Annotated in this window: 8 protein-coding genes; 3 read left to right on the top strand and 5 right to left on the bottom strand. The window is 59.8% G+C overall.

Going from position 1 to position 10,925, the window contains the following annotated elements; translation table 11 throughout:
- Nucleotides 1-1,600 (bottom strand): LEPR-XLL domain-containing protein (locus EN745_RS06720; RefSeq protein ID WP_189362981.1); only part of this gene is annotated, 1,600 nt, incomplete at its 3' end.
- 1,327 nt (nucleotides 1,601-2,927) lie between these two features.
- On the opposite strand from EN745_RS06720, the gene EN745_RS06715 reads away from it, so the two are divergent.
- A complete protein-coding gene (locus tag EN745_RS06715) occupies nucleotides 2,928-3,632 on the top strand; it encodes a TetR/AcrR family transcriptional regulator (protein ID WP_126056245.1) in 705 nt (234 codons plus the stop codon).
- On the opposite strand, the gene EN745_RS06710 is transcribed toward EN745_RS06715, so the two are convergent.
- The 3 genes from EN745_RS06710 to EN745_RS06700 are packed head-to-tail and all read right to left on the bottom strand — an operon-like array spanning nucleotide 3,562 to nucleotide 7,120.
- Nucleotides 3,562-5,673: a N,N-dimethylformamidase beta subunit family domain-containing protein gene (locus tag EN745_RS06710; RefSeq protein ID WP_127420833.1), complete on the bottom strand. Its 2,112-nt coding sequence runs from the start codon at nucleotides 5,671-5,673 to the stop codon at nucleotides 3,562-3,564. The genes EN745_RS06715 and EN745_RS06710 overlap by 71 nt on opposite strands.
- On the bottom strand, nucleotides 5,670-6,017 hold the full coding sequence (locus EN745_RS06705; protein ID WP_127420832.1) for a hypothetical protein: 348 nt from the start codon (nucleotides 6,015-6,017) through the stop codon (nucleotides 5,670-5,672). The genes EN745_RS06710 and EN745_RS06705 overlap by 4 nt, the downstream gene beginning before the upstream one ends.
- Nucleotides 6,014-7,120: a polyamine ABC transporter substrate-binding protein gene (locus EN745_RS06700; protein ID WP_127420831.1), complete on the bottom strand. Its 1,107-nt coding sequence runs from the start codon at nucleotides 7,118-7,120 to the stop codon at nucleotides 6,014-6,016. The genes EN745_RS06705 and EN745_RS06700 overlap by 4 nt, the downstream gene beginning before the upstream one ends.
- 511 nt (nucleotides 7,121-7,631) lie before the next feature.
- Between EN745_RS06700 and EN745_RS06695 the strand changes: the two genes are divergently transcribed.
- A complete protein-coding gene (locus EN745_RS06695) occupies nucleotides 7,632-7,853 on the top strand; it encodes a helix-turn-helix transcriptional regulator (RefSeq protein ID WP_126056249.1) in 222 nt (73 codons plus the stop codon).
- A gap of 831 nt (nucleotides 7,854-8,684) precedes the next feature.
- On the opposite strand, the gene EN745_RS06690 is transcribed toward EN745_RS06695, so the two are convergent.
- Complete coding sequence (locus EN745_RS06690) at nucleotides 8,685-9,032, bottom strand: hypothetical protein (RefSeq protein ID WP_126056250.1); 348 nt, start codon at nucleotides 9,030-9,032, stop codon at nucleotides 8,685-8,687.
- Between the two features lie 163 nt (nucleotides 9,033-9,195).
- Between EN745_RS06690 and EN745_RS06685 the strand changes: the two genes are divergently transcribed.
- Complete coding sequence (locus EN745_RS06685) at nucleotides 9,196-10,887, top strand: winged helix-turn-helix domain-containing protein (protein ID WP_126056251.1); 1,692 nt, start codon at nucleotides 9,196-9,198, stop codon at nucleotides 10,885-10,887.
- Nucleotides 10,888-10,925: the final 38 nt, after the last annotated feature.

The following is a 10,925-nucleotide window of genomic DNA, read 5'->3' as shown; positions in this document are numbered from 1 at the left end:
CCTCCGGGGTCGCGAAATACGCGCCACCCGTGATTTCTCCATCATCCGCCGCCGCCGCAGTCAGGGTCACCGAACCGGCATTGACGGTGCTGGAAACGCTAATCTTCTCGGCATTGACGTTGACTGCGCCGGCAGTCAGCGTCCCGGAGATCGTCACCTCGTCCTTGCCGTCCTGGCCGTTGACGAAGAGCGCGGCCGAACCAAGGTTTACCGCATTGATGGTCAAGGTATCCTTTGAAAGAATAGGAATGCCCAGATCATCGCCGAGATTGATGGTGAGGCTGGTGCTGGGTTTGTTGAAAGTGATCGATTCGAATGTCGGAATGAGGGAATCCGACGACAGCGTCAGTGTCGCGCCATTATCGCTCAGGGTCGCTTCATCGTCGGCATTGCTGGTTGTGATGACCCGGTCCGCAACGACACTGTTGTCGATGATCGGTTCAAGTCCGTCATAGTGGAGCACGACGCCGTCACGCGTGATTGTGCCCGACGTCTGCCCGGTGGCCACATACTTCACCGAGGCGAAGGTGCCACCGTCGAGAACCATGCTGTCGAAGCCGGCATCGCCACCGGCCATGACGCCGCTCAACTTTCCGGCCGCACCAACAAAGAAGGTGTCCTCGTTGTCGGCTGAACCAATCAGGTTCTCGACCGTAACGAAGGACACCCCAGCAACATGACCCGAACCGTCGCCAGTAAGATGCCAATCGGTGTCCTGCGGAGGCCCGACAACGGCGTCGCTGCCGGCGCCGCCACTCAACAAGACCTTGCCAGCCAAAGCGGGGTCGATCTCGTGCAGCACGAAGCTGTCGTCACCCGCCCCCGCGTCAACGGTCAACGAGACCGCAGGAACTGCAAACCTGTAGGCGATCAGATTGTTGGAGGTTCCGGCGTCAAGCACCGCCAGATTGTCATCTGAACCATCTGAACTGCCGATGCGGATCACCCGCGCCTGCCCGGAACTGTCGGCATAAATTCGCTCGCTGGCCGCTGTATCATCCTCGACCGCGCCAACGCTCGCCAGGCCAATGCTATGGGTCAACGCGCCGGCTTGCGCGGTAATGCTTCCTGACTGGCCGGTGTCGGTCGCGAGCCGCACGGCGTCGAAGCTGGCGCCCGTCATAGCAAGCGTATCGTTGCCGGCACCACCGTCGAAGCGTACGTCGAGCGCCGCCAGGAAGTTTTCGCCGAAGTCGATGGTGAGCTTGTCGTCGGCGGCGGTGCCGCGCACCACGATATAGTCGACCTGCTGCGCGTTGCGCTGGTCGATCAGCGTATCCGTCTTGTTGTCATAGATCTGGATCGTCTGGATCAGATTGTCATAGCGCAACGAATAGTCGGCCCCGGCCAGGTCGTTCATGTCGACCGCGAAAGGCACGACGTCGGCCGACAGCAGATAGCGCGCCTCAAGAGCCTCAAGCGCCAGGTTCGGCAGATCTGATGTTTTGCTGGGCCGTCGGGCTCGCCCCGGTGAGCGCCTCAGGAGCGAACTCGCCAGCCAACGACCAAATACGCCAGGGACTGGCGCCTCTTCTTTGCTGGCTAATATAAATCTCTTCTGGAACGCGTCAAAAAAGGCTGGCCGCGACAAAATGTTCATTTTGCCCCCCCGACATATGACCGCAGATTTATGAATGTATGATAGAGTTCTAACGTACATCCGAAAATTCTTGAACGCAATACAACTCATACAGCAGCGATGTGTCTATATTTATGTAAAATTTGTGACAATATAGAATATTTGTGTATATCGCGATATATTCCGTTATTATGCATTGCCAATTGCTGAACACCGTAAATATTATGCTTATCACTCCAACGTCTATCTCGGATTTAGTTTTTTTATACTTCCATAGTTTAAGAATTTCTTAGCGAAAGAAACACAGATCGCCTCTTAAAATATTGGCAGATCCTGGGACCTCAGCGACAGCTTCCGTAACGGCAGGCACGAAATCCAAATAAGGAGCCCGGCACGAATGTCGCGCCAAGCGAACCGATGTCGCTGAGACAGGGGGCGTGATGGCACAGTACGTGCGGAATTCCGGTTCGCGGTCTTGCGTGACCAGTTCCGACCGATGACGCCTGAGGAATCATCTATTCTCTGGATAGATGATCCACATGGATTCTCCCGAATATCGTCATATATTCTTGCTAGGCGGCGCTTTCCATAGCAATTTCAAGACTTAAGCCATCAAAAAACGCCGCCAGCGCGCGAATTCACCTGCGATATGCCACCGAGCCCGCTTGAGCGCCGTGAATATACCGGAAATACCGTTGGATTTTGTCGCCGCCTTCTATGCCGCCAGGCAACCAATCAAAATCTAGCTTTTTAGAATCAATAGCTTGCCGGTGTCGAAGTCCTACCCTTGCCGGTGTCGAAGTCCTACCGATGACGCAGTCCGATAGTCACAAGGCCGCAGATAAACCGCATGCTCTACGCTAAAATAGCCCTTCGCCGAATTTCGCAGGTCTTCCCCCTACTCGATTGTCTCCAACCCAAATAGGCCATTGACGTTGCTGATTTTTTTCTTTGTTTGCGCCTAGATATCCGACGCACTGTCCGCCAAAAACTTACGGTATTGATTTCAAAGAGAAATTCTTGACGGAATCTTTTTCGAGGTTTCGCGGACTACCGATATCAATCGCGCGTTTTCTTTCTGTGCGCGAAAGGAAGCTGGGATTCCATCTCGTGAAAAAGTATCGTCAACCGGCCCTGGGCTGATCGCTCGATGCAACTGTGACGCAAAAGAGTGCAGGGTAAACAGTGTGCTTGAGCAAACTATCGGCACTGCCGCATAATTACGATGTTAAGCGTCGGCCAGGCCGTAGGACATTCGAGCTGCGGCAGGTGGCCGCGCTTCCGTCGACATCGCTGGGAGCCAGATACCTCGCTTGACGCTGTCGTTTCGCTTGCCTAATCCACTTCCATGTCAAAGACGGAAGATTCCAAGGAAGGGCGGCGACCAGCGCATCGCGTCCGTGCCGTCCCAGACACGCCTCGGCGCGAGGAAAAGCGCGCCGAGCGCCGCCGTCAATTGATCGAAGCCGCCCTGGAAGCAATCGCAGAGCGTGGATTTGCGGCCTGCACCGTTTACGACATCGCCCGGCACGCCGGCCTCTCCCATGGTCTGGTCAACTTCCATTTCGACAGCAAGGAAAGCCTGTTCGAGTGCGTGATCGACATGCTGGCCGCAGAGTTTCGCGCTGCCTGGCAGCTTGCCTTGCAGCATTCAGAAGCCGGCACGGTGGAGCGCGTGAAGGCCCTGGCGTTGGCTCCATTGGATAAGGCGATCTGCTCGCGCAGCAAGCTGTCGGTCTGGTTTGCCTTTTGGGGAGAGGCCGGGCCGCGTCGGCGCTACCGCGAGATAAGCCTCGAATTGGAACGAGAATATCTCGCTGCCCTGACCGAGGCGCTGCGGCAGGCAACCGGGCATGCCGCATCCGACGCCGCAACCGACGCAAGCCTGATCAGCGGCTTGTGCGACTCTCTTTGGTTGGAGATGCATCTTGGCCAGAGCGCATTGTCAGTTCAGGCCGCCAGGTTGCGGATGACCAAGGGGCTCACCCGTCTCCTCCCGGACCTGAAGCCTGGGGGAAAGCGAACGGCCTCGGATCAGCAAAGCGCCGGATAGCGTTTTCAGTTAACCGACCGACATCGGTCCGTCCCTGCTCGGCGGCCATCGCCGCTCCCCAGGCGATCGAACCCGTGGAGAAGACCGCCCCCCCGGCCGGTGTTTCGAAGAAGGTCAGGTCTGCCCTGACCCTGGCGTTCACGTCGCCCGTGGTCGCCGAATGCAGGAATACCACTTCCTCCGGCGCAAGGTAGTAGCCGGCTCCCAGCATGGTGGACGATGCGACCACGAGAGCATGATCGGGCGTGCCCAACTCCGGGTCGGCGGCATCGACCTCCTGCCCGGCCGCTCCCGGATGCGCGTCGCAGGGGGCGCCGAGGACGTCGCCGTGAACGCCTTCAAAGGCGAAGGCCACGCGCGGGTCGCGCGCTGCGTCGGTAAGCCTGTAGCCTGCTCCACGGTCCCAGCCGTCGGCGACCATGCCGACCCCGACCAGACCTTGCGGCGGCCTGCCGAGCCGGCGCCAGAGGCCGCCGCGTTCGCCGCTGAACTGCATATGATATTCGGCCGGTTCGGCCTCGTTGTAGCGCGCGCCCGATTCCGCCCGGCGAAGCTCCATCAGCCAGGGACGGTCCTGCGCGATAGCCACGCGCCAGTAAAACCCGTTGCCGCCGAGATAGATGAGGCGGCCGCCACGGTCGAGGAAAGCGACCAGGGCGCCCCATTCGCGCGTGGAGAGGTATTCCGGATGCGTCCCGGTGATGAGGACACGACACCCGTCCAGCGCCGACACCCCCTCATCGTGAAGCAGGTCGTCGGTCACGATATCGTGGTCGATTTCGCGAGCGTGCAGGAAGGCCGTGATGCTGGTATCGGCATTATAGGACCAGTTGCTGGTGTCCGGCGCCATGTTGAGGATCGGCCGCCGGCGCGTCGTCACGTAAATTGGATGACCGTCGACATGCCGATCATAGTGTGACGCCCCGAGTTCCGGCATATGCTGCAGGGTCTGCAGTTCCTCGTCGAGGACCGGCAGGGCGCTCAGCTCCGAGATTTCGTATTCCGGGCTTTCAAGCGCGATCCGGTGATTGGCATAGGCATGATAGGTGAAAGTTGAGGCGAGCAAGGCGACTGGCCTGCATGGCGCCGCCCGAGCAGGGTTCACGAAGAACGGAACGTAGGTCGTCTCTGTCGATCCTCTTGCGCGCAGCGCGTAGGAGCCGCTCTCGAAACCCGGCGGGATGACCCAACTCGCGCTGGCTTCCCATCGGGCATCCTCGAGGTCGTCGCTGTGGAAATGAACGGCGTCATAGAGAGCCTGGTCTTCCGCCGGCGAGAACGCCTGTCCCGCCCAGTTGGGACCGGGCACGCCGCGCGTCGGTGCGTTGACCAACCTTGCGCCGACCTTCGCGGTACCCCGGTTGGTGAGTTGGTCGCAGTCGAGACGATCGCGGAAGTCGAGGGCAATATCCGGACTTGACTCATCGGCGCCCCACAGCCGGAATCCCGAGACGACCCCGTCGAGTGCCGAACTGCCGTCTGTCTTTGCGCCAAGCGACAGGCGTTGGATGCCTTGCCAGCCAAGCGGCACGGGTATGGAGATCGTGCAGGCCGGCCCGGCAGACGCTGTTTCCACCGTGACGACAGCCGACTGCTCGATCGCATCCAGCACGATGCGAACGGAATGCCACTTACCGCGCGCCATTCGGTGGCAAGCCACCCGATTTGGCTCCCCGGCGCCTTCGAGCGCCAAGCTGCCACCCGCATCGCGCCACAGACGCAAAGTGCCCGTATCCAAGATGCAGGCCAGCGCATCGCGTGTCGGCTTGACGCTGAAAGCCACGGTCACGCCACGTTGGGCGAATCCGTCCTGCATGGTCAAGGTCAGGTAGGATCCGGTCCGGATCGGCTGATTGGCTACCGGCCGCGACCCCAGCGTTGCGCCGGGAATCGGTCGCAGGTCAAGCGCTGCCGGCGCTCCGTTGATGACACGCACAATGTCTAGCGAGACGGTCTCTTCCGGCTCGCTGGACAGGAAAAAGTCGACGGTATCGCCCGGTCTGACCGACCATTGGCTGGCATAGCCCAGAAGCCGTTTCATGCTTGATGCATAGTCCCCTGGCATGAGCCCGCGTCCGGCGGCACTTGTCCAAATAATTGTCGCCAGCGGATAGCGAAGGCCGCCGTTTCGGCCTCGTGGAGCGACGCGAAGCTCTCGTCGCTGAGGAACTCAAGCGGTCGTCCCCTGCCCGACAATCCAACCAGGCGGTAGCCTGCCGGACACTCGATGGCCGCCACCCATGGCATTGTCGTTCGCGACCGCATCACCTTCAGCAGGCGCGCCAGTTCGGGACAGTGCGGGCCGCCGGGGTTTCGCATGAATTCATCGAAAAGCTCACGCCGCGGCCGCAGATCGAGTTGCTCGACAACCGACACGCCGCTCATTGTTGGGTGGCAATGCGCGTCCACATGCGGGTCATCGCGCGGGTCACTGCATTGTCGTACATGGTGATCACGTAGAGCCGGTTCATGACCTGATCCCCCGGATAGACGGTCGGATCGTTGACCATGGCCGGATCGATCCTGTCCTTGGCCGCAAGGTTGCCGCTGGCATAACGAACGTAGTTGCTGATCTGGGCCGCGATCTCAGGGCGCATGATGAAGTTCAGGAACTGGTGCGCCTCGTCGGGGTGAGGCGCATCTGCCGGGATGGCAACGCTGTCGAACCAGATTTGCCCGCCTTCCTTGGGTAGTATGTAGGCAACGTTGATCGGCTTGGTGCCGAGGCCCTTGGCCGCTTCGAGCGCACGGTCGCGCGCCTGCAGGACGTCGCCGGACCAGCCGATCGCGACGCAGATGTCTCCCGTCGCCAGACCCTCGATATAGGCCGACGAGGTGAAGTTGCGGATATAGGGGCGGACCTTGGCGACGACGCCGGCGGCCTTCTGCAGATCATCGACATTCTTCGAGTTCGGATCGAGGCCGAGATAGTTCAATGCCGCCGGCAGCACATCGTCGGGCGCGTCGAGCATCGTGACGCCGCAGCCCTGAAGCTTGGCCATGTTGGCGGGATCGAATACCAGGCTCCAACTGTCGGGAACGCTTCCGAGTGCGGCCTTGACCTTGTCGACGTTCACGCCGATGCCAGTGGTGCCCCACATCAGGTTGATGGCGTAGCGGTTGCCCGGATCGTAAAGCTCCATCCGCTTCATAAGCGCGGGCCACAGGTTTTTCTCATTCGCGAGCTTCGACCTGTCCAGCGGCTGATAGACGCCAGCCAGGATCTGGCGCTGAAGGAAATAGGCCGAGGGAACGACGATATCGTAGCCGGTCCTTCCAGCCAGGAGCTTGGTCTCCAGGATCTTGTTGTCGTCATAGACGTCATAGACGACCTTGATGCCTGTCTCGGCCGTAAACTGGTCCAGAACCTTCGGATCGATGTAGTCCGACCAGTTGTAGATGTTGACCACCCTTTCCTGCGCCGCCGCGGAGAAGGTCATGGCAACGGCGATGACGAGCGAAAAGCCCCACAATCGCGGGATTAGCATCGGTATTCCCCTTTAGTTATTTTTTATCTGTCCATCCAAATAAATCATGTGCCCCGCCAGATTGTCAAGTCATGGTCCCCGCGCTCTTGGTCGACATGTTCGGGAATGTGCGTGCTCCGGCGGAGGTCCATTCGCCGGAGCTCCCGAACCTCAATTGTCCGGAGGCCCTGGCGGGCATTGCGTGACTTCCAGCTACCGGGCGTTTCACCCGTGCGAAGTCGAAGCCCTGGCTCAACAAATCGAATTTGGTCGAGGTCGCCTACCAAAGCGCGCGCGGCAGTCAAGAATACCACCGTCGTGGTCACCGAGAACCTCATGGGCAGAGAGCACCGCCTCGCTCGCAAGGACTCCGATGGAGGTCTCGCTCGTCTTGTCAGACGGAAAGCAACACGCAAAGGGCTGCTCCATGCCTCACCGATCAAGCCGTGGTCGGTATCGGTACCTGTCCGCGGACAGCATCTCTTTCGCAAGTTCGGCTGCCTAGGCATACCCGATTTTCGGTACCAATGCCGTGATGTGGGCTGTCGAACCCTCAAGGTTAGCCAATCGCAGCCAGCTGAACCGCTATCTCTCCGGCTCCTCGACGCCGCGGCCGCCGCTGATGCGCAGGATCTGCGACTATTTCAGCGTCGAGAATCACGAGATCCGTTTGCCGCAGTCCGACTTCGCGGCGATCGTCAAGCTGAAGGGGCTCGCTCCGACAGCCTGTCGCGCACGCGTTTCGACCGCATAGCGGCGCGAAACGATCCGCGCATCTTTCCAGCTGACCGGCACCTTCTTCGAATATTGTTGGTCGATGTCGACCCCCGCCGGATCATCCGCGGCCTGGTCGGCAACCGCAGGACGAGCATTTGTTCTATCGCTGGCTGGAGCGTATCGGCGATCCGCGCGCGCCGGTCCGTCGGCATTCCGTTATCAAGGCCTAGCGCTGATGACCGGCGACCGGGTGTTCATGAACGACTATGAAATTGGCGCCGGCATCGAGGTCACGCAAATGATCGTCTACCCGACTACAGCTTCCGCTGGATGTCGCTCCACTGCGTCAAATGCGGCGTCCGGACGGGCTTCCGGGGGGAACGGCTGAGACTTTTGAGAAGGCATCAGAGCGATGGCAGCCCCTACTCCCACTCAATTGTTTTTATCCCAGCTAGGCCATTGATCTAGCTGGGTTTTTTCTTTCTTGCTGCGCCGAAAGCTGACCCCGAGCCCGTCAAAAACCTACGGTATTGATTTTAAAGGGAAATTTTTGGCGAAAAAATTTTTGAGGTTCCGTGGACTATCGAGATCAATCGGACTTTTGACCTTGCCACCGCACCGGAACGTGTGCTCCCATTGCTTTCAAAAAGTACCGTCAGGGTGCCGACGCCGGCCGCAACTTAACGCGATGCTTGAGCCCTCGCAAACTCGATCATTCGACTGCCGAAAATGGGCCGAGATCGGAACCTCCGCTTTCGGGATGATTGGGCTAGAAAGCCGACCTTTTCACCCAGCGTAGCGCCGACCGCTTTGCGCCCCAGCGGACGTCCGATACTTGCAAGAACTACTCTCACTACGGAACTCGCCGTCAAATCGAATCGGGCGGCGCGAAGAAGCAGTTCATATACTCCTCACTTGGATGCAGGCAGATATGAAAATCGTGGTCACCGGACGGCAGCGCGTCTCTATACGGAATCTGAAACAAATGCTGTCGAGTCACCAGGTGGTGGTCGCCAGGGAGTAGTGTAACGGAAAAGCCGCTCGGTCCAGTCTTCACCGATGCGCCCGGGATGCGCTCGCAATCGCCTCCCAGGTCATCTCCCTTGCAGCAAGCTGGCGGATAAGGCCAGCCGCGCACCGCATCATGCGCGCCCGCGCTTCCGCCCGATATCAACGCGCAAGCTGCTGCCAGTACAGCCGTGGGTTTCGAAGCCATCAAAAGTTGGACCTGCTACCCCTCGTCGCTAGTCGGCATGATCGGCCAAGACAACCTTGGTGTAACGAAAGGAAACCGATCAAACGCCGATTTTCTCCCGATCTGGAGTTTGATATGCTCATGATCAAGGGTTCGACGTTCTGCGCATGCAAAGAGATGCGGGATGAATCCGCGCTCATCCAAGACAATCGTGGTGAACGGCATCACTCTCGATTTTGCCGCCGGGATTTTGCGCGACAGCCAAGGCAAGGATGTGGTCTTGCGCTCGCAAGCCTTCGCGGTGCTTGAATACCTCAGCAGGCACACTGATCGCGTCGTCACAAAAGACGAGCTTATGCAAGCGATATGGCCTGGCATTGCAGTAACCGACGACAGCTTGGTGCAATGCATCGGTGATATCCGCCGGGCACTGCGCGATAAGAACCAGATGGCTCTCAAGGTAGTGCCAAAACGCGGGTACAGACTCGCAATTGACGCCGCGGAATGGCCGATCGAACCGACAGGCCGGAGTCGGTCGGCGGCCATCATAGCTCTTGCCATTGCCTTGTTTGCGGCAGGACTCCTCTGGGGCTTTAATCATCGCGCCGATGAGAGTGGCGCCGGGGCAGTTCTGCCCTCCATTGCGGTGCTGCCATTTGGGATGATCGGTGGTGATGCGGACCAGCAGCGGCTGGCTGACGGCCTGACCGAGGACATCATCACTGACCTTGCCCGATTTCCAGAATTTCGGGTGATAGCTAGCAATACGACCACAGCTTACAAGGAGAAGACGTCTAACACGAAAGAAGTGGGGGCGGCTCTCAATGCTGACTTCATCGTCGAGGGCTCGATCCAGCGCCAGGCCGATCGCGTGCGCATCACGGCGCAACTTGTTGAAACTGCGACCGGCAAGCACATCTGGTCGGACCGGTGGGATCGGCCCGAAAACGACTTTTTCGCGATTCAGACCGAGATCGCCGAGCAGGTCTCGAACCGGCTCGGTGGTGGCGCGGGCCTGATTCAAGTGGCGGGCCGCCGGGAGGCGCATCGCAAGCCGCCAGCGAACCTCAACGCCTACGAGCTCTACCTTCTCGGCACCGAGCGGCTCGAGCGGGTCAATCGCGACGATCTGGAAGAGGCGATCCGGCTTCTCACAAGGTCGCTGGAGCTTGATCCCTCCCTCGCCCGGGCTTGGATCGAGCTTTCGCACGCCCACAAGGTCCTTGCCGGCTTCGGGGTGGAGCCCCTGCGGAACCAAAAGCTGGCTGCCGATGCTGCGATGCGCGCGGTCACGCTCGACCCAGGTGACGCAGAGGCGCATGTGGTCCGCGCGATTACCCTGGCCGAGAGCGCCGATCTGGCGAAGGCGAAGGCGGAGTTCGACACAGCCCTCAGCATGGCGCCGAACGAGTTCGAGATCCTGACCTTCTACGTTACCTGGGCGGCCATGTTCGGCGAGCCCGAACGCGGAGCCGAATTGGCCGACAGGGCGATCAGCCTGAACCCGAACTTCCCGATGTGGAGCACCCGTCCGCTCAACGTCGCCTACTTCTGGGCCGGTCGTTACGAGGACGCCCTGCGCATGACGGACCGGCTCGGCCCTGACAATTACGATCGCTGGGTGGGGACGTTTCGAGCTGCCGCGCTTGCGGCTCTGGGCCGGACGGATGAGGCGCGGACGCTTGTCGCGTTCACCCTCCAGAAGTATCCGGACTTGAGCATAGAGGGAATAATCGCCAACCTCCCCTTCACCGAGGTACAGCGGAACCGGCTGATCGAAACGATGAGCCTCGCCGGCTTTCCACGCTGTGCCAAGTCTGAGGACCTCGCCAAACTTGAGAAGCCGGTCCGGTTGCTCGGATGCAAGTCGCCGTAGACGGCAAGCGACAGTCTGCATGATCGAGGGGGCGCATT

It is taken from the genome of Mesorhizobium sp. M4A.F.Ca.ET.022.05.2.1 (genome assembly GCF_003998845.1).
GTDB lineage: Bacteria > Pseudomonadota > Alphaproteobacteria > Rhizobiales > Rhizobiaceae > Mesorhizobium.
Note: the sequence above shows the minus strand (reverse complement) of the source record. Positions and strands in the feature narration are given on the sequence as shown.